This window comes from Candidatus Bathyarchaeia archaeon (genome assembly GCA_035283685.1).
In the GTDB taxonomy this organism is placed as follows: domain Archaea; phylum Thermoproteota; class Bathyarchaeia; order Bathyarchaeales; family Bathyarchaeaceae; genus DATETJ01.
The window spans coordinates 563,467-585,425 of the sequence record DATETJ010000009.1; the positions used below are offsets into that span (position 1 = coordinate 563,467).

The following is a 21,959-nucleotide window of genomic DNA, read 5'->3' on the forward strand; positions in this document are numbered from 1 at the left end:
AATACTGAGCGTTTGTAGTGCTCGGCTGTGCTTTAAAATGTTGTCAACAACGTAACTCGGGTCTTAATGCGCCAAGGAAGTGGTTGCCCCATGCTTAGGATGTCGAGTGCTGAACAATAGAAGTCAAATGTCTAGCCATTTTCCGTGCTTCATGACCAGTTTGCCGTCGAAGTAGATTTCGCCGTCTCTGCGCAGGTCTTTGATCATGTCCCAGTGAACCGCTGAGTCGTTTTGGCTCAATGTCTCCTTATAGCCTCTCCCCAAGGCAAAGTGCACTGTGCCGCCGATCTTCTCGTCGAACAGTATGAGTTTGATTGCTCTTGCGATGCCGTAGTTGAGACCTATGCCGAACTCGCCGATTCTCTTAGCGCCTTCATCCGTTGATAGTATTTTCTCCAAGAAAGCCTGATTCTTGGCTGCTTTGGCGTTTACGACTCTTCCCTTTTCAAAAGTCAGGGTGATGTCTTCAACCACGTTTCCAAACCACACCGCTGGCACGTCAAAATGGATACTGCCGCTAACGCTGTCTTCAACAACGCTTGTGAAAAACTCACCATCAGGCATGTTCTTGTCACCGCTGGCAGCCACGCCTTTTCTGCCTTTAACGTTGAATTCCAGCCGAGTGTCGGAACTCACTATTTCAACCTTATCCGCGGCATCCACGTTCTCTTTGAGGATGTGAAGCTTCTTTGACACTTCTGACCAATCGATCAGGCACGCGTTATACACAAAGTCTTCAAACTCCGGCAACGACATTTCAGCCTCCTGAGCGAAGGCTTCAGTTGGATAAGCAAAAATGACCCAGCGCGTTTTTTCAACTCTCCAGTCGTTCACCGCCTTCAATGCTTTCATTCTGGCGCTGATTCTTGTCGGGTCGATGCTTGAAAGTTCTTTAACGTTCGACGGCGCACCCAACGAAATGTAGACATCAGTGCTCTTTATCTCAACCATGTCATGTTCAGGGACAAAACTCAACTGCTCATCGCTGGCGTGCTTAAAGAAAGCATACCTTGCTCCTGGCAGTTCAGGTCGAATCCATGGATGCGCGCCACGTAAAAGAGCCTGCTTATAGATTTCTAGAGCGAGATCTCTTGCAGAAGCATCCGCTCGAATTAAAACACGGTCGCCTCTCTTGGTCTTAGTAGAGTAATCGATGAGAAGCTTGGCCACTTCAACCGTTCTCTCGTCCACCATTTCAGATGCACCCGCAGATACTTTGTGGATAAAACATAAGCTAGGCATTTAAGCATAGCGTGTGCCTATTAAATTTTCTGAAATGAAACTTTCCGAGGCGTTTCTCTGGGATTTATAGGAGTTTAGACAAAATATACGAAATTCTTATTTAACCATAGCCTCGTTGATGTTGAGAATTCCCAAATAGAGGCGTGAAATACATCATGGAAAAGCCTAGAATCCGATTCGGTCCTTTACAGATCGCAATGACGGCTATTAACGCTGCTCTTTATGCAGTTATTGGATTGGCTACCAGTCTGGGCATCTTTGCACCACCACCAATAGGAACAGTTCGATTTTGGCCTGTGGTGATTATCCCAGGCGTCTTCGCTGCGCTTTTTGGCCCGTTGGTTGGCGGAATAGGTGCGGCTGTTGGCATCTTCGTAAGCGACATGTTTGTCCACGGCAATGCACTTCTCAGCGTAACGGTCGGTGTTACTTCAAACTTCATCGGCTTCTATTTAGTGGGTTACATCGCGCAGAAAAGGCTAGACTTGAGGAAACTTGCGCCAGTTCTCATATTGGGCGTTCTGATCATCGTGATAGGCCTTTATTCAATCATGTTCCTGCCGGAGAACTTCGGATTCACAGGATTGTCACAAACCGATAGCGCCATTCTTTTTCTGGGGGCAGTAGGCGGAAGCTACGCGCTCATAATAGTCGCAGTTGCCCTGTGGCCTGAATGGAAAAGCTACGAAGTCGCCTCAGTTATCGGCTTAGCGGTTGGAAGCGCCATAATTGGCATAGGGCTATGGGCGTTCACACAGCTCTTCACAATATTCGGCTTGTCTAAGGTTCCCTTCTACTTCAGTGCACTCTGGTTCGTCTGGACATTCACGACAGAGATTCCCTTCCTAATGATACTTGGTCCGCCAATACTCAAAGCCTGTTATCGAGCTTTCCCATCTTTGAAGCCTAAAGAGCAATGAGGCAAAACTTTCGTGAGAAAAGCCAGTGCTTTCAGCCCAGCGGGCATATCGAGTTTCTTTCAGATTTGCGACACTGAACCTGATGGAGCACCAATCACAGATCTGAAGAGAGTTGGGGCTCGCGGCGGCGGCTTCGGCTTAAAGAAAGGCGTGCTCACAAACGTGACTGTTGCCAGATCAAGACGGATGACTATAGAGATTTTCATAAATGGAAAACTTGCACCTGAGGCACTGACGACACATACAGTTGTAGACATGTTACTGGAAAAGGTTGACAAGCCGTGCACTGTCACAGTTCAGCACAGGGTTGAAGTGCCGATTGGAGCCGGCTTTGGAGCAAGTGCAGGCGGCGCCTTAACCACCGGACTAGCTTTGTCCAAAGCTCTGGACGTAAATCTCACCCTTCATGAGATTGGTCGCATCGCTCATGTGGCAGAAGTGAAATGTAAGACCGGACTTGGCACGGTTAGCGGCATTCTGTATGGAGGCGGATGCGTCATCGTCTTAGAGCCAGGCGCGCCAAATCATGGATCAGTTGACTCCATACCCATCCCACCTGACCATCACGTAGTCGCAGGTGTTTTCGAGCCTCGCCTAACCAGCGAGTTTCTCAAATCAACAAAAAGACGAGTGATAATCAACAAGGTGGGCCAGAAAACTTTAGAGCGCATTCTTGCTGAACCCTCACTGGAGAATTTTCTTCACTCTTGCAAGGAATTTGCCCAAAAAACAGGTTTGGCGACAAAACGAGTCATTAAGCTCATGCATGCGGCGGAAAACGCTGGTGCTGTCGGCGCGGCTCAAAACATGCTTGGTGAAGCTGTACATGCTTTGGTTGAAAGGGATAAGGTTAAAAGTGTTCTTTCTGCTTTTGAAAGGGTTCTTCCACCCGACAAAATCGTTGTGGCGGAAGTCAGCCTGAGCGGCGCTCAACTGGTAACGTGAACCTAGCATGGCTAGAAAATTCAGCACGGTGCTCGTAGGCGGAACCTTCGACGAATTTCACAAAGGGCACAGAGCCTTGATTACAACTGCTTTTGAAGCGGCAGAACGCGTCATGATCGGCTTGTCCTCTGATCCGCTGGCTCGAGAGTTGAGGAAAAACCATGAAATCGCGACCTACGAAGTGCGGCTCAAGGAATTGAGAAGGTTCTTGAAGAAATTGGGTGTGTTTGAGCGAGCCAAAATCGTCCCGTTGGACACATCCTATGGCGTAACCTTGTCAACAACCATAGCCGACGCATTGGTTTTGAGCCAAGAAACCGAGCCTGTTGGCATAGACATTAACAGGAAGCGAAAAGCAAGCGGACTAAAACCGTTAGAGCTAATCGTCATCAACATGGTGCCAGCTGAAGACCGCGTTCCCATTTCAACAACTAGGATTCGACGCGGAGAAATCGACCGAGAAGGCCACTTGAAACTGCACAAAGAGCATCTTTAATACAGTTTGGGGACTCCATACTATACCCTTTATTACAGGTGCACAGGAGTGCAGAAAACAGGCGTTGCACAGCTTCCGCTGCATCATGGACGGGCACCACATTGGCTCGTAAAACGAATGATCAAGCTAGCCGACGAAATCACAACAATAATCATCGATGAATACGGCCGAGCCGAGCTTCTTCGGCGGATCTCCGATCCCTATTGGTTTCAAGCTTTGGGCTGTGTACTTGGCTATGATTGGCACTCCTCAGGTGTCACAACGGTTTTGACAGGAGTTCTCAAAAGCGCGATGAAGCCCGACACGCACGGATTGGCTGTGTGCGGCGGCAAGGGCAAAACCTCGCGCAAGGCACCAGAGGAAATCGCTCAAGTTAGCGATCTCTTTAACTTACTAACAAGCACTGCTGAAGCATTGCAGTACGCGAGTCGAATGAGTGCCAAAGTGGACAACACGGCGATTCAAGCTGGCTATCAGTTGTATCATCACGCTTTTTTTGTGGCTGAAAGCAGCGAGTGGGCAGTTGTGCAACAGGGCATGAGCGCCCACGACAGAACTGCGAGGCGTTATCACTGGCTCAGTGAACATGTTCAGAGCTTTGTGGCGGAACCGCATGACGCCATTGTGGGTGACGCCAAACGAGACGCGGCTTTGAACATGACAGCTAAAGAGAGCGAAAACTGCAGAAAAGTCTCAACCGATCTTGCTAAGGAGAAGCCTGAAAAACTTATGCGGTTGCTAGGGTCGATCAGACCTGCCCGTCAAACATCGCTGCACAAATGGATGTCAGAGGATAGGACTAAGAGCCATTCTGTAGAATGGATTTCGATGCCGAAAACTCTCAACTGGAAACTGGCAAAAAGGCTCTACGAGTTCCATCCCAAGGACTATGAGGAACTGCTTAGCTTGAGACGGGTTGGTCCTGCCACAGTTCGAGGCTTGGCTCTCATAGCTGAACTTGTCTACGGAGCATCTCCCAGCTGGAAAGATCCAGTCAAGTATTCATTCGCTTACGGTGGAAAAGACGGTGCCCCTTATCCCGTTGATCGAAAAGCCATGGACCAATCCATAGAAATCCTCGAGAACGCTATAAGAAACGCCAAGATGGGCAGCGACGAGAGGCTGAAGTCGCTTCAGAGACTTCATAGATATAATTCGGTCTGAGCGAGCGAAGATGACAGAAAAACTGCGCGGAGAAAATCGAATTAGGGAATTCAAGCAAGTTGCCAAAAAACTGACTTCCAGACTATCCTCATTTGAGGGTGTACTTGGCATCGCTTTCATCGGGGGCTTGGTAAGAGGCTTTGCTGACAAATACTCCGATTTGGACATCATAGTTTTGCTGGCTAGGAGAGATGAGCAGCTTAGAAGGCAATTTTATGATTTGAGCTCAGATGTGGCAAGAGTGTCTGGCGTAGACGTGGACCTAGAGGTTCATTTCATCGATGATTTCAAAGGGCAGAAATGGGACGAGATCGACAGATGGGAGTTTTCCAAAGTCAAAATCGTGTTCGATCCCGAGGGAGTGGTCCAAAGAGTCTTTAGAGAGAAGCTGAAGCAGCCCAAGGATTTTTGGACCAAACGAATTGCACTGCTCGCCGAGTATATGAAATGGTACTGTTGCCCACCCAAAGAAAACGTGGGAACCGTTGCCCAAACTTGGGTTGACAGAGGCGACTTGCTTTCTGCACATTATTGCCTGAATTATGCTGTCGATCTTGTGCTGAAGGTTGTCTTTACGTTGAATAAGGAGCATTTACCTGCTCCAAAATGGCGACTTTTCTACTCATATAATCTGAAGTGGTTGCCAAAGGGATTTTCGAAGCTCATCAAAGATGCGATGAAAGCCACGGATTTCTCGACGGATGAGCTGGAATTCAGGTTAAGAGCCTTACGAGAGTTGTGGCATGGTGTTGTGCCCAAGATTAGAGATGTAACTGGGTTGACGATGGAGGAACTGTCTGAGTATTTCGTTGAAAAGATACTTCGTGTCCGTGCCGCCAAATATAAGTGAGAAGTCTTTTATATTTGAAGTCCGATGAGTTATATACCAAATATATATGTGACGAAGAAGGCTTCACCGTGATTGATGGGATATTTCAGCAATTCAGAGAGTGGATTGACAAGAGGCATGAGTACGCAAAAGCCTGGAAAGAGAAGAATCAAGGCAAGGTCACTGGCTATTTGTGCACTTATGTGCCCGAGGAAATCCTTTACGCAGCAGATGTTCTGCCTGTTAGAATCTTAGGCAGCCACGAGCCGCCGACGGTAACGGAGCCCTACATATTTGCCATGTACTGTCACTTTTGCCGCGACTGCTTAGCCCAAGGACTCAAGGGCAGATTCGAGTACTTAGACGGAATAATCGAGGGTCAGTCGTGTCTTCACCTGCGGCAGGCTTTCAACGCTTGGCGGCTACACATACCCATCGACTATGCTTACTACATTTACGTGCCTCATGGGATCCAGACAAAGCGCGCCATACCATATTTCACAAAGGAGCTGGACAAATTCAAGCAGGGCCTTGAGAAATGGACAGGCAAAGCCATCACAAATGACGATTTAGACAAAGGGATTCAGATTCTCAACCGCAACCGAGAACTAATGAGAAAAATCACTGAGTTCAGAAAGTTGAACCCGCCGAAACTGACCGGTTTAGAAGCCATGGAGATGACGCTTGCCAGCCAAATGGTTGACAAAAGAGAGCACAATAAGCTTTTGGAGCAGCTTCTGCAGGAGCTTCCAAACCGTCAGCTTGACCGCAAGTCAGACATCCGCCTTATGATAATTGGCAGCGAAGACGATGATCGTGTTTTTATGAAGAACGTAGAAGCTCTGGGCGCTACCTTTGTCGTGGATGAACACTGCACAGGCACTCGCTACTATTGGGACAATGTTACACCACAGGAAGACCGGCTTGCAGCAATCGCAACGCGATACGTCAATCGTGTGCCCTGTCCGAGCAAAGATTGGCCTGAACTCACTCGAATTCAGCATGCAGTTAACTTGGCAAAAGAATACAACGTTAATGGCGCGTTGATTATTCAGAACAAATTCTGCGACCCCCATGGCATCGAGATTCCGCCATTGAAAGATGCTTTAGACGAGGTTGGAGTGCAAACATATCCGCTGGAGTTCGATGTCACCGTGCCGTGGGGCCAGTTCCGAACTCGAGTGGAAGCGTTTCTTGAAACATTAACTGGATTGGAGGAGTTGTTCTAAATTGGCATCAACAGTCAGTGTGAAAGAATACCCAAGCGAACCCTTGAAATGCTGGGACCAAGCCAAGAACTTGCGCAAAAATTACTACGAGGATTACTTGCACGCGCACGAGAAGGGTGGCCTGCGTTGGGCTGGAGGCGCTTGGTCGTTCAGCAGCATACCAGCAGGGTTAGGTGAAGACGTTTACTGCTTAACAGGTGAACCCTATGGTGCGACGATTGCTTTCTTTAAAGACTTCGCGGCTAAATGCCATGACGCGACTGAAGCCGCGGGTTTTCCGCGCACTTTGTGTGCTTACATGCGCAACTATTGGGGCTCAATCCTACTCGACAAATACGTACTAACAGATGGCACAGTGATTGACGGCTATCCGCCGCCAGACTTCATCTGGCAAGACCACATCTGCTGCAGTCACGGCAAGTGGTATCAGCTTGTCAAATGGCTAGAGAAGAAAAGAGGCAAAGACGTGCCAATGTACTGCGTAGACGTTTCAGTAGGCTATCCATCAGATTTCACACCTGAAGAAGACTACAAAGTGGACTACATTGTGGGGCAACTCAGCGATGGCATTGAATGGCTTGAAAAAGTGACTGGACGCAAATACGACGACCACTTGCTCTGTGATGCCGTCTGGAACGAAATGAACTCAACAGCTTTGTGGGCTGAAGTCTGCGCTTTGAACCAAGCTGTGCCCGCACCGCTAGACGAGAAAACCATGTACTCGTTGTATGTTATGGGTACATTGATGAAGCACAGACCTGAATGCGCAGCTTTCTATCAGACTTTACGCGACGAAGTCAAAGATCGCATTAAACGCGGCATCGCTGCAGTTTCAACGGAACGGTTCAGAGTCATAACTGATACGCAGCCTCCATGGGGTTTCTTAAAAATCTTCAGGGAAATGGAGAAATACGGCGCCGTGTCAGTCGGCTCTCTATACACATTCGGCTTGATAGGCATGTGGCAATACTTGCCAGACGGTACATGGACACCCAAACCCGTGCCGCCTAAGAAGCCTCTAACACGAGATGAAGCTCTGCAAGCCATTGTGCGTTGGACAATGCACAAGCCGGAGTGGGCGCATTTCTACCAGCCTGAATTGAAGACTAAGATGATGGAGAGCATTGCCAAGCAGTGGAAAGTTGACGCAGTACTGCTTCATTACAACCGAGGTTGTGAAGGCTTGAGCGTGCACATAGCGGAAAACAGACTTGGCCTAATGCAAGGAAGGGTTCCAGTGTTTCCGTTTGAGGGCAACATGGGCGACGAACGGGACTTCGATTTGACAGGAACCATGGCGCGGTTGACAACGTTCTTTGAAAGCATGGGACTGAAGAAACTAAAGGAGTGAATTGAAAAGCAATGATAACTGCTGGAGTTGATGTCGGAGCAAAATACGCCAAAGTCGTAGTTCTCAAGGACGGGCAAGTAGTGGCTAGAACTAAGGCGCTTGTGGGATTTGACCTTCTAAAGTCCGCCACAGATGTTTTTGAGACTGCTTTGAAAGAAGCAGGAGTCTCACGAGGAGACATACAGAGAGTTGTGGCTACTGGCATGGGCAGAAATACTGTTGTTCAGAAGCCGCCAATTAACGCGGATGAGGCGGTTTCAGAAGTAGTGTCCGCTGCTGCAGGCGCATACTACATTGTGCCCACGACAAAGACTGTTATCGATGTAGGTGCCGAAGAAGGCAGAGGAATCAAAGTTGAAGGCGGCAAAGTTAGAGACTTCGTTATCAACGAACGCTGCGCAGCAGGAGCTGGAACCTTCATCGAGGCTATGGCCCGAGCCCTAGAAGTCAAGGTTGAAGAAATGGGACCGCTGGCACTGAAGTCAGCTAACACCATACCCATGAATGCGCAGTGCTGTGTCTTCGCCGAGTCGGAAGTAGTATCGCTCATTCATTCAAAGATTTCCAAAGAAGACATTTCGAAGGCTATTCATGACGCCGTTGCGGGACGAATCAGCTCAATGGTCTTGAGAGTTGGGGTGGAAAAGGATGTTGTCCTCATCGGCGGCGTCGCGCTGGACCCAGGGTTCAAACCACCGTTAGAGAAGGAGCTTAAAGCCAACATAATAGTTCCCGACTATCCTGAGTACGTGAGCGCGCTAGGAGCTGCCGCAATAGCGGCTAACACAGCAAGGTGAAAGCCAGATGGCACAAACTGAAGCAAAGTCGCAAGAGTATTGGCGGTGGCCCGAGTACAGACAGACTATTCCTGATAGAGATTGGCGCAACGCAAGCGCGTTGACAGCTGGCGTGGACATCGGCTCAGTTGGAAGCAAAGCAGCAGTTCTTGCCGACGGTGAACTCTATGCCTACGCTGCAATGAGAACGGGCGGCGTAAGCGAAGCAACAGCGGTCAAAGCAATCGCTTGGGCTCTGGAAGGCACTGGATTGGAGGTAGGAAAGCTAAATTACGTTGTAGGAACAGGCTACGGTCGAGTTAATGTTCCGTTTGCCAAGAAGACCATCACCGAAATAGCCTGCCACGCAAGAGGAGCACACTACATTTACGGTTCAACCGTGCGCACTGTCCTCGACATAGGTGGACAGGACTGCAAAGCGATACGCTGCGACGACAAAGGTAAAGTGGTATCGTTTCTCATGAATGACAAATGCGCTGCGGGTACAGGTCGAGGTTTGGAAGTCTTCGCCGATCTAATCAGCGTGCCCATTCAAGATGTGGGCAAGGTTTCACTGAACGTTGACCAAGAGCCGCCGCCCGTAAGCAATACATGCGTCATATTCGCTAAAGCCGAGGCGCTTGCACTCTTACGCCAAGGCTGGTCTAAAGAGAAGGTTGCAGCTGCCTATCACGCGGCTATGGCTGACCGAATCGTTGACCTGCTGAGTCGAGTTGGCGTTGAAAAGGATTTTGTCATCACAGGCGGAGTTGCCAAGAACATGGGCATCGTCACCCGACTTGAGAAAATCCTGAAGATAAAGCCTCTTGAGCCCAAGATGGATCCGATATTGGCTGGAGCATTGGGTGCCGGCTTGTTCGCCAAGGCTCTTTACGAGAAGGAACAGGGGCTACGCTAGGTGAGAGCTAACTACGGATACAAAGACGGCTCAGGCGACTACTTCATAACAATAGACACTGACAAATGCAACGGATGCGCTAAATGCGTCGAAACCTGCCCCTATCACGTTTTAGAAATGGTGCCAAACGAATTCGACATTGAAGGCGACCCAATGGCTGCAGTGAAAGAAGAACACCGCAAGAAAATCAAATACAGTTGCGCTCCGTGCAAACCGATATCTGGAGAAAGAAAACTGCCCTGCGTACTAGCCTGTCAACCCAACGCTGTAGAGCACTCTTGGTAATAGAATACGTGCCTTAGCTGGCAAACATTCATGGAAACAGTAAGCTTCTTTGTCAACAACATCCAGGTAAAAGCGGCTCAAGGCTCTTCAATCCTAGAAGCAGCCCGAAACGCTGGAACATACATTCCTTCCCTGTGTTATCATCCCGACTTGCCACTTTCCCGTAGACTAAAATCCGGGAGCACGGTTTTTCGAGCGGGCGAGCAGATCGTAGGCGACGCTCTGGAGAAGGAGTTTGAGGGTTGCAACCTCTGCCTAGTCGAAGCCGACGGTCAACCCGATCTCGTTCCTTCGTGCGACACAATGGTCATGGAAGGAATGCGAGTTCACACCGATACTGATCGCGTTCGCGAGGCTAGACAAGAGAAATTGATGCGAATATTAGCTAAACATCCACATGCTTGCCTCACCTGCGCTCAGAAAGAGGGCTGTACCCGCGAGCCGTGTTCCACCAACGTGCCTGTAGCTGAACGTTGCTGCAGCAAGTTTGGCAACTGCGAACTCGAGAAAGTTGCTGAGTACGTCGGCATAAGGGTGGACACACCACGCTTCTTGCCAGCTGATTTAGCAGTTGACAAAGACGAACCCTTGTTTATCCGAGACTACAATCTCTGTATCAACTGCACGCGCTGCGTCAGAGCATGCCAAGAACTGCGCGGCGTCAAAGCACTAGCTTTTGCGTATCGTAACGGTGAAGCGTTTGTAGGCTCAGTTGCGCCTTCACTGAAAGAGTCTGACTGCAAGTTCTGCGGAGCCTGCGTTGAAGTTTGCCCAACAGGCGTATTGATGGACAAAAACGTCAAAGCGGGCGAGCGAGAACAAAACCTTATTCCATGCAAGTATGCATGCCCAGCGCACATAGACGTGCCACGATATATCAATCTCATCGCTCAAGAACGCTATGCAGATGCAGCTGCGGTTGTTAAAGAGAAAGTGCCCTTTGCAGCCGTCCTAGGACACGCTTGTGCACGACCGTGCGAAAAGGTGTGCAGAAGCCGCGAGATCAATGACGCAATCGCGATCTGTGCCTTAAAGAGATTCGCAGTCGATAACGCAAGTGAGCTTCAGCAGACTGTTACACCTAAAGCTCCATCCACAGGCAAACGTGTTGCCATTATTGGTTCGGGGCCAAGCGGATTGACCGCAGCTTATTACTTGGCCAAGCTAGGGCACTCGGTAACCGTCTTCGAAGCTATGCCTAATCTTGGCGGCATGATGCGTTATGGCGTCCAAGAATATCGCTTACCCGAAAGCGTTCTTCAAAGGGACCTGCAGAGTATTCTTCAATTGGGTGTTAACGTGAAGACTAACGCTCCAATTGGAGAGTCATCGTCAATAGAGCGACTCCAAGCGCAAGGCTACAACGCCATTCTCATAGCCATTGGCTTGCAGAAAAGCAGAATCTTGAACGTGGAGGGCTCAACCAGCCCAGATGTCTTAGGCGGTCTGGACCTTCTTCGCGATGTGCGATTGGGCAAGGAAGCCAAGGTGAAACAACATGTCTTGGTCGTAGGCGGCGGCAGCGTCGCGGTAGATGTTGCGTTGACGGCACAGAGATTGGGCGCGAGACATGTGGATTTAGTGTGCTTGGAGAAATGGGAGGAGATGCCTGCTTTTCCATGGGAGCTTGAGCAGGCTGTTGAAGAACGTGTGGACATTCATAATTCTTGGGGAGTTAGGCGAGTCACAGTCGACGGAGATCGAAGGGTTACGGGCATTGAACTTGTTCGCTGTATGTCAGTTTTCGACAAAGACGGCAGATTCAACCCATCGCTTGATGAGTCAACTACCAAGACTAAGCCAACTGACATGATTGTTTTTGCAATTGGTCAGGCATGTGACCTGAAGGGACTTGGAGACGCCAACCTACTCAAATCGACAAAGTCTGGAATCCTTGAAGTGAATGAATCCACTCTGCAGACTAGCATTGCTGGCGTGTTTGCATGTGGTGACGTTGTGAAAGGCCCCGGTTCGATCGTGGACGGTGTTGCGCTTGGCAGAAAAGCAGCTGAATCCATCGACAGATACCTAGGTGGCCGCGGCAACATCGAAGAAACGCTGGCGCCATTTGAGCTGGCTTGTCCGTGGCTTGGGCGTGAGGAAGGTTTCGCGTCTAAATGCCGTGCAGTTATGCCTTGTCTCCCTGTTGATAAACGTATAGGAAATTTCGCTGAAGTGGCGCTGGGCTTCGATGAGAAAACCTCTGTCAGCGAGGCCAAGCGTTGCCTGCGCTGCGACTTGCGATTGCAGATTAAGCAGCCTATGTTGCCGCCTGAAAAATGGATAAAGTTTGACGCGGAAAACGTGGCTAAGGTTCCAGCTTGTGAAGGGGTGTTTCAACTTCTCGACGATCAGAAGATGGTGGTTTACATTAAGGGCGCAATAGACCTGCACAGGGAAATGGAGGAGCAAGTTGCAGCAAACAAAGAAGCAAAGTACTTCTTGTACGAGGAGGCAAAGATGTTCACAATGCGTGAAAGCGAGCTGCTGCAACAGTTTATGAAAAAATACGGTAAAATGCCTAAACAAAATGTTGGACTGGAAGAAGACCTCTACTGATGCCAGGTTGAGAGTCTACTGAGCTGAGCAGTCAAAAGACCATGGAAGAAACGTCGCTATTCACTAATGAACAGGTTCAAAAGCAGACCCAAAATCTTGTCTCTTATGTGTGGAAGCACCCTTACTGCTTCGTTTCCGCGTTCAGTCAATGCATAAACTGTTGTTCCTTGCGAGTTCTCGGTTTTCACAAGACCGTCTTTTTCCAAGGTGCCAAAATGGGAACTGACTGCGTTTGAGCTCAAAGATACGCAAAACCTTCTCTGAGCAAAATCGATGACATCGTGGCAGCTTAGCGAGCGCTTGCGCATTTCCAGCAGGATTACCAAGTCTAAAAAGTCTTGGACGATTCTGTCGTGAACCTTACCTAGAATCTCAGACTCCACGGTGGGGGCACCGAACACAGTTCTAGAAGACAATTACATATAAGTTTTATTTATGTTGAAGATAACTGAATCTTTGCGACAAATATAAAAGGAGGTGACATGTTTTGAACTTGAAAATGGTGATTCTTTCACACTGGAAGATGCTGCTGTTGGTGGCTCAGTTTAGCCTGCTCGTTGTATCTATTGTCACCATAACGCCTTTAGGAGACCCAATAGATGACCCCATTTGCCCAGGCTAACGAAAAGGATACAAACAGTAACGTACAATGTATCGCTAGCAAAAATCGGTCAAGGGAGAAAAAATGCGGAACAAATTGGACATGCTCGATGCTAGAATAATAGAAGGCCTCGCACAATACGGACCGAGAAACACAAGCGAAATCGCTAGAAAACTCAGGCTGCCTAGGGGAACAGTAGCTTCCAGAATAAGACGCATGTCTCCCCTCTTTAATTTAAGAACGCACGCAAGCGTTTATCACACAAACATAGGATTGAAGAAAACAGTTGTTTTTGCGCAAGCCGCCCCGGGTCAAGAGGAACTGCTCTTCAACTGCATGAAAATGAACGATTTCTACATATACATAAGTCGATGCTACGGAATGTTTGAAGGATGCCTAGGAATTTACATTACCCCTGTCGAGCAATCTAGAGGATTCGAACATTTCATCGAAGAAATCAAAGACCTGAGAGTTGCCCAGAAGGTAGAAGTACTCTGGTCAACCTGCTTCCACACAGTCAACCCGACAACCAAATGGTTTGACAAAACATCCGAGGAATGGATTTTTCCATGGAGCAAATGGATTTACGAAATAGCGACTCAAGGAAGCCAATTGCCATATACACTTGTCGATCCTAAAGCTTTTCCAATAAGAGCCGACGCAACCGACTTGTTCATTCTTAAGGAATTGGAGAAGGACGCCACTATCGACTTGGTGAACATTGCAAGGAAGTTGGGAACGACTCTGCAGAATGTTCGTCACCATTATACAATGCATGTGTTGAAAAGGGGATTAGTTGAGACCTTTCAAGTAGGCATAGCTCCATTTGACAGGGCAATATCTGATATGTTGTTTTTTGTTTTCAGATTCGAAAGCATGGAGAAAATGGCTAAATTCGCACGGTCGCTGCTGGATAAGCCATTTGTTTACATCGTGGGCAAGATACTTGGTGAAAGCGCCATAGTCTCGCAAGTATGTCTTCCTCGCCCTGAATTCAGGAACTTCGTGGATAGCCTGTCGAAACTTGCTCGAGCTGGCTATCTGGTCAGTTATGATTACGTGTTTCAGGACTTGAGTCCAGGAAAATGGTCGCGACAGACGATTCCGTATGAGCATTTCGAAAATGGATCTTGGGTATACGACAATGAAAAGCATATTCGAAATGTAAGGGAAATCGTGGAGAGCAACCTCAAAACGTTGAACGCTTCGACTGTTTAATCTTTATAGACGTTTCCAGTAGTATCACTAGAGGAACCAGTCTTGAGTCTACGTTGCGGCGGAGGCAAAGAAAAAGAAGAAGAGTTGAAGAAACAAGGCTGGACTAGGCAATTCGTCACCGATGAGCCGCGTCTCAGCGAAGCCGTTGAACTATATCAAGAAATAGGCTACGAGGTTCATCTCGAAGACGCAACCATGGACGAAATCAATCAAATATGCGCAAACTGTCTTCCAGCCGACTGCAACAAGTATAAAATAATCTATATTCGGAAAGTCGGAAATAAACGCTGAAGAGATGGGGAACCTTGAAAACGAGTCTCCAGGCGCTTTCGCGTTTTACTACGAGGATTCCCAGGGACCCCTCCTGCAACTGCATTTTCTGACGCGCCAATATCAGCAGGCCGCTGCAGAACGAGGAAGAATTTTGGTCCTCTTCAGAGAGAGTGTTCCTCGTAGTAAACAACTCAGCCGGCGCTGGATCCAGCCGCGTCGACGTCTCCTGTTTTGACCATCCTGTTGTGTAGGTGTACCTGCGACCCTATATAATCACAGCATTGGGCTGATGTTGAAAACGCCATCATCGGCAGCTCGAAGGCGCCCAAAACCACGGCTATTTTCATGAGGACACCAAAATCGGCGCTGAAAAGAATGTTCCCCACGATGATTACGAAGAACCGAAACAACGTCACTAGAAAGAGAATTCATGAACCGAGGGCAGGGGAACGGAGAACCGAATTACTACGAGGACCTAACGTGGCGTCTGCCCCTGTTGAAGACTGAGAAAAGAGAGAATTCGAGCTAAATACGTGAAACAAGCGTATTCTGAAGCAGAATGTAGATTCTGACAACACGCTGTCCTTTTTCTGTCGTTAGGTATCTATTCGCTTCTTTCAATAGTAGACCTTGAGAGAGAAGCCACTCCTCATAGGTCTGAAACTGAAAGAAAGACAGACCAACCTCATACCTCACTTGCGTCTTCAGTCGAGGCTCTGAACAGAACGTCAGAATTCCGATGCTGATTTCGAGTTTTCCCCTCATTTTCAGAGCCTCTCGTAGGGCTGTCGTTTTCTCGTTGGCTGTGTCGAGCCACGCACAGCACGACTCCGTTTCTGCGCATGGCGTTCATGGTGAAAATCCATCAATGCGCAAAGTCGCTTTTGCGGTTGAGTTTTTTCACCATGCCACAAGCCCCAGAAATTAGAAAATATATGAAGATATGTGTTAAATGAAATTAACAAATAATAGGACAAATTACGGTAATTTGTTTAGGTATCTGATGGGACTGAGAGATCCTAGATTTCCCATGGGACTCAGTGAATTCACCTGACTTCCCTCAGTCTACTCCCCTAGAGGACTGACTCTAAGCTAAGCTAAGGCAAGAACAAAGGCGAAACGCTGAGGGAGAAAAGCCTTAGATAAGCGTCTTCTATTTCCGGCTTTCGTCATCATTGAGCAGCTTCAAAAGCGCACAAAAGGCCTCTTAAAAGCTTAAGAGAGCCTCTTTCTCCTTTTGCACTCAGTTTTTTCTGAAAATGGCTTTCTGGGGCTTGAAAGGATTGTGAAGGCTAATAGACGCTTAGAAAGGGTCTTTGCGCTCCTTTTCGTTCCTATTGTGTTTTTGCTTTCGCCGACTTAAAATCGCCTAAGCCTGCCTTTCAGAAGCCTTCAAAGGGTTCTTTATCTGAGGCAATAAGGCTCCTTTCTTAAGCGCATTCAGTTGCTTTTTTCTAGGCTTTCTGTCTCTATGCTTGCAGGATAGTGAGGCTGTTGATAAGGGCCAAAGGCGCGGCTTTGGCGAGTCTCCTGGAGCTTTTTCGCTGAGGCTTCTGAGGACTTGCTTTCGGAGCATGACCATTACTACGAGGATACCCCGGTCTCTGTGAACTCAAGGCGCCTGTGGGGATCAGCAGCTCGAGGACGGGCCCCCCTCGACTTTTCCGGGCGAGTCTTCCAGGGCTTTCTGCGAATTCCGACTCATAACAAGGCTTTTAAACACTCCATCTCACAGAGTTTTTTGATTAGAATGACTGAAGATAAGAAAGAAGAGAAGAAAGGCATAGACATAGCAGACTGGGTTAAACTTATTGGTTACGTAGCGGCGATTTTGGTGGCTAGCACAAGTTTGCTCAGTGCTAGTGGAAGTATTCCATCATTGTGGTTTGATTTTTCATTTACTTTCTTAATAGGGCTTATCTTGTCTGTGCCAGTTATGATTTTTGCTAAACCTATATCTAAGAAGATTAAAGGAGTAAGATTCGAGAGAAAAAGAGACGCAATTGCACAGAAGCATTTCCTAGAGTTCGAGAATCTAGTTGAAACTGCCAGAAGATTCAACAGTCCAATAAGGGACACGTTAAATAATCTGAAAAATCATTATGCCAATGAAGTTAAGAGTTCACTGGCTCGTTTTACATTGGAAAGTTACCCCGACTCAGAAATCACAAGTGCCTTCTCTATTATTCAGAAGGAACTTAAAGAATCAAGAAAGACCTTACGGGACCTTTCGCTTATAATGAGGCAATTTGAACTGGTTCTGGAAACGTATAAGAAGTATCTGAAAATCACGGAAGAGTTTGTCCATGAGATGATGAGCCTCACAGGAAAGCCAATAGCCAAAGGTTTTGAAACGGAGTTTGAGAGTTTCAGAGAGAAATACAACTACTTTGTCAAAGACTTCAAACAATACTGTCAGAAAGTAAATCAAGAAATTGGAGAAATAGAGTTACCAGAATGGGCTGTTGACCACATCAAGAAGTGGTAGTGAACCTCTTGAATGGTGAGTTGACTCTTGCTTTCTTTACACTTGTCGGCGTATTGATTGGATACCTATTAAACCATTTCTTGACGCTAAGAGAAAAAAGCGTGATTAGAGAATTTGAGGTAAGGAAAGAAGGCAAAGAGTTCTATCTTCCACTTTACGGATTCATTGCACAACTTGCAGATTTAGTGATTGGTTACGTGACTGCACAGAAAAAGGGGAAGGCTCAACTAATCGTTAAAGAAGGCTACAATTATCTTGATTCGAATGAGGTGCTTAAGCGATACAATCAAGCCTATGAGGATTTTACGAAATTCTTGGGCAAGTCGAGAACCAGTGGTTTTGAATTGTTTATTCCATTAGAATTGTCAAGTTTGATGGAAGACATTTTAGGCTATTCCACTCTTTTCTATGAACAGCACACATGGGATTTTAAGACAGCAGAACACTTCGCCAAGAAAACAGACTATGCTATGAAGAGAATGGAAGAACTTCTAGGTCTGAAAAGGACCTCGCTGAAAGAAACGTTATTAAAAGTCGGGAAATTGTTACTACATTGGGGATATTAACTTGCCAGAAAGTAAGGATGAAGAAGAAGGAAGAATCGAGCGAGAGAAACGTAGAGCACTTCGCTCAGAGGAAATTGAACTCAAGAAAGCCCGTATTCGTTCAGAAGCAACACTTAACCTAAAAGAGGCAAAAATCAGGTCACAAGAAGCCGAGAAAAGAAAGACAGAAGCACAGAGGGAAAGTGAGAAAGAATCGAAGTGAACAGAATGCCAGAAGAGCAGATAGAAAAGAAAGAAGTGAAGTTGCAACGCATTCGTTCAAAAGAAGTAGAATCTCAAAAACTGCTTCTAAAGTCGTCTGAAGTTGGCATAGACACTGCACTAAAGTCTTCTAAGGTTGAAGAGTCAAAGTCGAAAGCCAAAGAAGAATCAAATAGAAGAGAGGGTTAGCGGCTCTCTACAGAGCAACCCTATTTTTCTGTTTTCCTGCAGCCGGGTCCCTTGGAATCCTTTTCAGTATTCGTCACCCTCTTCTTGTCCTAAGATTTCAGCATCAACATCGCGAAGCATAACCTCCAACTCTTCCCTGGAGTGAAACATCAGTTCGCCTAGCGCCTTGGGCAAGTATTTTCTTTTGACTTTCCCAGCCGAATAGTAATGAAGATAGGTGTACGGACCATGCAGGGTTCCGTTCTGACACTTATGGCAACAATGCTTTCCACAGTTTACCCGCTCCCAAACTACAGACCCCTTGAGTCTTTGTTTGAGTTCCAAGGCTTCAAGAATCACGGTTTTCTCATGCTGTTTTCTTAGGACAACTTGTGACGTCTGCATTTACTCAGACACCTCTTCTTCGCGCTCGAATTTCTCGGACCAGCCTCCGACATCTTGCTTCGTAAGTTTCATCGAACCTAAGCCGCTTTCGCAAAAGGCGAACGTCCTCAATAAACTCACTCATTCTCTTTTTCCTCTGGCTCTTCTCTAGGAAGTTTCTTTATCACTTGAAGTTGGACTCGAATCTTGTCTCCAGCTCGAATGTCATAGAGAGCCACGTCCTCGTCGCGGAGTCTCAGGTAAGATACTCTGGAATGCTTCTTGACGATCAGCCACTCCGTAACCCAGATTTTTTCCACTTCGAGAGACAATGTTTCACCTCTCACCATTTTATGTTGGTTTTCTTTCGGATTCGGTGTGAAATCATCCATTTTTTCCGTACCCACAGTCGAGAAGCAAGAGTTGTTCTCCAAGGTCTAGGGAAATGGTCTCCGAGGTTTCTACGGAAGCATGGGCTTTTCCCATACGTACGTGATTAAATAACATAGTTTTTCATTTTCTCCATGATTTTTTCGGGTTTCTCAGTCGAAAAGGGCGCTTGATCCAGTAGCGCGAGAATTTCGTCAACGTCTTGCCGGAGCCGCTGAAACGCCGAGCAGATCTTGATCAAGTCTTTTTGCGGCAACCGTTCCCAAGATGCCTGGATCAAGAGGAAACGGTTCAGCTGCTCGGCCAGGTCCCTTTTCGTCACTTTACTCATTTGGCTTCTCGCTCCACAAATTCTCGAACTAGATCTTGAACTCGACCTCCACAATCCACACAGACAGCGTCATACCGTGAGCCATCTAGTAGTTGGATTTGCCAAACTAAGTTCGCGTCTGATGTCTGACAAAGGGGACATTTGCCCCTTTCAACTGGGTTAAGGGGCCGAACACTCAGAACTTGGTTCACACCTTTCTGAAACTCTGATTGCAGCCAAGCGAAGAATTTGATCTTGGTGCGTTTCTCACCCATAGAAGAAGAGGTCAAAATAGCGTCCGAAGCGTCCCTACCGTCCCTACCGTCCCGATCAGGTGGGGCGCTTGGGACGCTTGGGACACTTGTTATACTTATTCTTCTAGAGCCACCACTCTTGCTAGCTTCAATCTCCCAGCCTAAGGACTTAAGCGATGGTGCCAGCTCATTCAACTGCCTAACTAGAACGTGAGGAGCCTTGGGCCAAGAATGTTGCCTCGTGCTAATGTTGAGCAATTTGGCGTGACCCAAAAGATTCGTGAAGAGATCTGTTGGTGACCCTTCCCAATCCGCTTCCCAATTCCTCTTTTCAAGCCAATCGAGCAAAACCGTTGCCACCGGGCTGGCATGCGCCGCTTCTTCGACTTGGCTCTTGACTTTCTCCTCATAGGCTTCCAAGAATTCTTTCTCATCCTTACCTAGGGCTTTGGCTATGGCACACCCCCACCGAGTGAAATCAGCCATGCGGAATAATCCATCAGGATTGATCGTTGGGTATGCCTGAAACGCTCTCACAAGAACATCTAGAAATCCGCCAAGAATGCTAGCGCGCTCCTTTTCAAAGTCCGCCAGTAGTCTTGCTTCGGTTTTCCTTTTCTCTTTCGGAATATTCTGAAGACTAACCAAGACGGTGCGATCCAACAGATCCCCACGTTGAGCCGCTATGTTGATCCCGTTCAGACCGACACAACGCTTAAAATTGTAAATCACGTCGTCGTCATCCGAATATAGTTCACGCTTCGTGAACCCTCCACCTGTGGCTGCGCGGCACAAGCTATCGCTGATCCAGGTTGGTATGCTCGTTATGTTATCGTAGAAGGCAAGCCAGTGGTGATCGAGTTGTTGAACCCGTTCACGTTCGTCTCGAGGCATAATCAAGACTTCAATGCTGCTTGGGTCGAACACGGATCTGATGATCCTGAACACCAGAGTTTTCCCAGAGCCTTGAATGCCATAAAAGACCAAGATTGGATGAGGAATTAATGGAATCCAGTAAGTCACGCATGTGCACATTAGAACCAGACGAGTACCCTCATCTTTTTCGTCGATGTTAAGATAGCTCAAAAGCTTCCATGCGTCCCCGCTTCGTTCCGGCTCAGGTAATGGGAGCTGATGACTGTAACGTCTGAATAGTATTGGGGGATTGTCTACAATTGTCCAGCCGGTTGCAGTTACCTTTATGGCACGCCACGCTGAGTCACCCATGTCAATCCAAACGCCGTCTTCCGCGGGGGCGACTCTGTTATAAAGTGTGTATTGCTCTCCTTGAAGGAGCGCCTTGCCCTGCAGAACGTTGATGGCGCTGCTCAATCCTTCTGTTCCAGGGACTTTCTGGTCCGTCTGCCACATGAGATTTGCAAACCAGGATTTGAACTGTCGACTGCGTATGGGCATGAGCACATTGACGCCTGCTTGTCTGACTCTAATGTAAGGTGTTTTGTGTTGGTCATGAAAAAAGACTGGCTGCTGCACTTCGCAAAGAGTTACGAGGCGATCTGCTTGGCTGCCTTCTTTTGGTTCTTTCTTGTTTTTGGGGCACTCAGGGAGACAATAACCCCAACTCTTGATAGAAGCGCATGAAGCGGTTTTGTCAGGATCAGCACTTCGCACCTGCACCAGACACTTATCCCTGTCGAAATCATCTTGATGTCTAAAGAGGTCGACAATTTCTTCGTCTGAATAGCCTGCCCTTTTATGCTCCGAAGCAATGCACAGCCTCATGGCGTGCGCAATGTGACGGTCCCTTTCCAAAGCCGCTTCACAACATATGCGCGCCTGGGCTTTCCTACGCCTTTTCCTAGGTGCTACGGTTTTTGTGACCTCTCGTGATTTCCCAACACCGATGTGGTACAACCCGTCGTAAAATGTGCTCTCAAGGTCTTCTAGAACGGTCGGTTCGCTGTCGTTCATGCGAACGTAGTCCTTACTGGGCCACACGACAATGAGTTTGCTGCGGCCCAAAAGTTCGAGAGCTGCTGAATCATGAAAACTGTTTACTGTCGCAGGCTGCTTTCTCGAATAGAAAACCCAATGTTCACCACCAGATGGAGTTCTTTCAATCCGTGTGGCTAGAAGTTCCTTCAAAAATTTTCTGCCGAGCTCTTTTGCCTCTTCAGTGACGTCTTTGACGTCATAGTCGATGGCGCCGAGATACAGTCCATTAATTTGTTTGGCTCCGCCGATTAGTGCGAAACCATCAGCTGCAGCCCAGGGCAGCTCGGCAAAATCGTCACTTGACTGCGAGGCAGATTGAAGCTCAGCCCATTTGATGAGAGGCGTTTTCCCTTTGACCGGCACAATGTTCAAGCCTAATCGCCAATACTGACCCGCGATTTCCTTTATATTTGGTTCAGCCTGGTTGCTCATGCC

General features: G+C 47.7%; 25 protein-coding genes. 18 read left to right on the forward strand and 7 right to left on the reverse strand.

The window, feature by feature from the left end; genetic code table 11:
• Window positions 1-123: 123 nt before the first annotated feature.
• Window positions 124-1,194 carry an aminopeptidase gene (locus VJ249_09580; GenBank protein ID HKZ94809.1) on the reverse strand — a complete coding sequence of 357 codons (1,071 nt, stop codon included), beginning with the start codon at window positions 1,192-1,194 and terminating at the stop codon, window positions 124-126.
• 203 nt (window positions 1,195-1,397) lie between these two features.
• On the opposite strand from VJ249_09580, the gene VJ249_09585 reads away from it, so the two are divergent.
• The 11 genes from VJ249_09585 (at window position 1,398) to VJ249_09635 (ending at window position 12,715) form a co-directional block, all read left to right on the forward strand.
• On the forward strand, window positions 1,398-2,162 hold the full coding sequence (locus VJ249_09585) for a hypothetical protein (GenBank protein HKZ94810.1): 765 nt from the start codon (window positions 1,398-1,400) through the stop codon (window positions 2,160-2,162).
• A 12-nt stretch (window positions 2,163-2,174) separates the two neighbouring features.
• Window positions 2,175-3,107 (forward strand): pantothenate kinase, encoded by a 933-nt coding sequence (locus tag VJ249_09590; protein ID HKZ94811.1) that lies wholly within the window; start codon window positions 2,175-2,177, stop codon window positions 3,105-3,107.
• A gap of 7 nt (window positions 3,108-3,114) precedes the next feature.
• Entirely contained in the window at window positions 3,115-3,603 is a 489-nt protein-coding gene (locus VJ249_09595) for a pantetheine-phosphate adenylyltransferase (protein HKZ94812.1), read from the forward strand.
• Window positions 3,604-3,651: 48 nt separating this feature from the next.
• Window positions 3,652-4,767 carry a DUF763 domain-containing protein gene (locus VJ249_09600; GenBank protein ID HKZ94813.1) on the forward strand — a complete coding sequence of 372 codons (1,116 nt, stop codon included), beginning with the start codon at window positions 3,652-3,654 and terminating at the stop codon, window positions 4,765-4,767.
• Window positions 4,768-4,777: 10 nt separating this feature from the next.
• Window positions 4,778-5,617, forward strand: a complete 840-nt coding sequence (locus VJ249_09605) for a nucleotidyltransferase domain-containing protein (protein HKZ94814.1) — start codon at window positions 4,778-4,780, stop codon at window positions 5,615-5,617.
• 68 nt (window positions 5,618-5,685) lie between these two features.
• On the forward strand, window positions 5,686-6,825 hold the full coding sequence (locus tag VJ249_09610) for a 2-hydroxyacyl-CoA dehydratase (GenBank protein HKZ94815.1): 1,140 nt from the start codon (window positions 5,686-5,688) through the stop codon (window positions 6,823-6,825).
• A 1-nt stretch (window position 6,826) separates the two neighbouring features.
• Window positions 6,827-8,176 (forward strand): benzoyl-CoA reductase, bzd-type, subunit O, encoded by a 1,350-nt coding sequence (gene bzdO, locus VJ249_09615; protein ID HKZ94816.1) that lies wholly within the window; start codon window positions 6,827-6,829, stop codon window positions 8,174-8,176.
• Between the two features lie 11 nt (window positions 8,177-8,187).
• Window positions 8,188-8,973: an acyl-CoA dehydratase activase gene (locus VJ249_09620; GenBank protein HKZ94817.1), complete on the forward strand. Its 786-nt coding sequence runs from the start codon at window positions 8,188-8,190 to the stop codon at window positions 8,971-8,973.
• Window positions 8,974-8,980: 7 nt separating this feature from the next.
• Window positions 8,981-9,871, forward strand: a complete 891-nt coding sequence (locus VJ249_09625) for an acyl-CoA dehydratase activase (GenBank protein HKZ94818.1) — start codon at window positions 8,981-8,983, stop codon at window positions 9,869-9,871.
• Window positions 9,872-10,156: a 4Fe-4S binding protein gene (locus VJ249_09630; protein HKZ94819.1), complete on the forward strand. Its 285-nt coding sequence runs from the start codon at window positions 9,872-9,874 to the stop codon at window positions 10,154-10,156. It abuts the gene before it with no gap.
• Between the two features lie 30 nt (window positions 10,157-10,186).
• Entirely contained in the window at window positions 10,187-12,715 is a 2,529-nt protein-coding gene (locus VJ249_09635; GenBank protein HKZ94820.1) for an FAD-dependent oxidoreductase, read from the forward strand.
• 56 nt (window positions 12,716-12,771) lie between these two features.
• Here the strand turns inward: VJ249_09635 and VJ249_09640 are convergent, their stop codons facing one another.
• Entirely contained in the window at window positions 12,772-13,098 is a 327-nt protein-coding gene (locus VJ249_09640) for a hypothetical protein (protein HKZ94821.1), read from the reverse strand.
• Between the two features lie 104 nt (window positions 13,099-13,202).
• Between VJ249_09640 and VJ249_09645 the strand changes: the two genes are divergently transcribed.
• The 3 genes from VJ249_09645 to VJ249_09655 all read left to right on the forward strand — a co-directional run bounded on the left by VJ249_09645 (window position 13,203) and on the right by VJ249_09655 (window position 14,825).
• Window positions 13,203-13,337: a hypothetical protein gene (locus VJ249_09645; protein ID HKZ94822.1), complete on the forward strand. Its 135-nt coding sequence runs from the start codon at window positions 13,203-13,205 to the stop codon at window positions 13,335-13,337.
• A 63-nt stretch (window positions 13,338-13,400) separates the two neighbouring features.
• Window positions 13,401-14,534 (forward strand): AsnC family transcriptional regulator, encoded by a 1,134-nt coding sequence (locus VJ249_09650; GenBank protein ID HKZ94823.1) that lies wholly within the window; start codon window positions 13,401-13,403, stop codon window positions 14,532-14,534.
• Between the two features lie 42 nt (window positions 14,535-14,576).
• Window positions 14,577-14,825: a hypothetical protein gene (locus VJ249_09655; GenBank protein HKZ94824.1), complete on the forward strand. Its 249-nt coding sequence runs from the start codon at window positions 14,577-14,579 to the stop codon at window positions 14,823-14,825.
• Between the two features lie 173 nt (window positions 14,826-14,998).
• On the opposite strand, the gene VJ249_09660 is transcribed toward VJ249_09655, so the two are convergent.
• A complete protein-coding gene (locus VJ249_09660) occupies window positions 14,999-15,154 on the reverse strand; it encodes a hypothetical protein (protein ID HKZ94825.1) in 156 nt (51 codons plus the stop codon).
• A 1,403-nt stretch (window positions 15,155-16,557) separates the two neighbouring features.
• Here VJ249_09660 and VJ249_09665 point away from each other — a divergent pair.
• The 4 genes from VJ249_09665 to VJ249_09680 are packed head-to-tail and all read left to right on the forward strand — an operon-like array spanning window position 16,558 to window position 18,251.
• Window positions 16,558-17,295 (forward strand): hypothetical protein, encoded by a 738-nt coding sequence (locus VJ249_09665; GenBank protein HKZ94826.1) that lies wholly within the window; start codon window positions 16,558-16,560, stop codon window positions 17,293-17,295.
• 8 nt (window positions 17,296-17,303) lie between these two features.
• Complete coding sequence (locus VJ249_09670; protein HKZ94827.1) at window positions 17,304-17,861, forward strand: hypothetical protein; 558 nt, start codon at window positions 17,304-17,306, stop codon at window positions 17,859-17,861.
• Between the two features lies 1 nt (window position 17,862).
• Complete coding sequence (locus tag VJ249_09675; GenBank protein ID HKZ94828.1) at window positions 17,863-18,063, forward strand: hypothetical protein; 201 nt, start codon at window positions 17,863-17,865, stop codon at window positions 18,061-18,063.
• Between the two features lie 5 nt (window positions 18,064-18,068).
• Window positions 18,069-18,251: a hypothetical protein gene (locus VJ249_09680; GenBank protein HKZ94829.1), complete on the forward strand. Its 183-nt coding sequence runs from the start codon at window positions 18,069-18,071 to the stop codon at window positions 18,249-18,251.
• 63 nt (window positions 18,252-18,314) lie between these two features.
• On the opposite strand, the gene VJ249_09685 is transcribed toward VJ249_09680, so the two are convergent.
• The 4 genes from VJ249_09685 to VJ249_09700 all read right to left on the reverse strand — a co-directional run bounded on the left by VJ249_09685 (window position 18,315) and on the right by VJ249_09700 (window position 21,956).
• A complete protein-coding gene (locus VJ249_09685) occupies window positions 18,315-18,635 on the reverse strand; it encodes a DUF6788 family protein (protein ID HKZ94830.1) in 321 nt (106 codons plus the stop codon).
• A 116-nt stretch (window positions 18,636-18,751) separates the two neighbouring features.
• Window positions 18,752-18,946, reverse strand: a complete 195-nt coding sequence (locus tag VJ249_09690) for a hypothetical protein (GenBank protein HKZ94831.1) — start codon at window positions 18,944-18,946, stop codon at window positions 18,752-18,754.
• Window positions 18,947-19,110: 164 nt separating this feature from the next.
• The gene (locus tag VJ249_09695; GenBank protein HKZ94832.1) at window positions 19,111-19,335 is read right to left on the reverse strand and encodes a hypothetical protein; all 225 of its coding nucleotides are present in this window, start codon (window positions 19,333-19,335) and stop codon (window positions 19,111-19,113) included.
• Window positions 19,332-21,956, reverse strand: a complete 2,625-nt coding sequence (locus VJ249_09700; GenBank protein ID HKZ94833.1) for a hypothetical protein — start codon at window positions 21,954-21,956, stop codon at window positions 19,332-19,334. Before VJ249_09700 ends, VJ249_09695 begins: the two co-directional genes overlap by 4 nt.
• Window positions 21,957-21,959 lie beyond the last annotated feature (3 nt).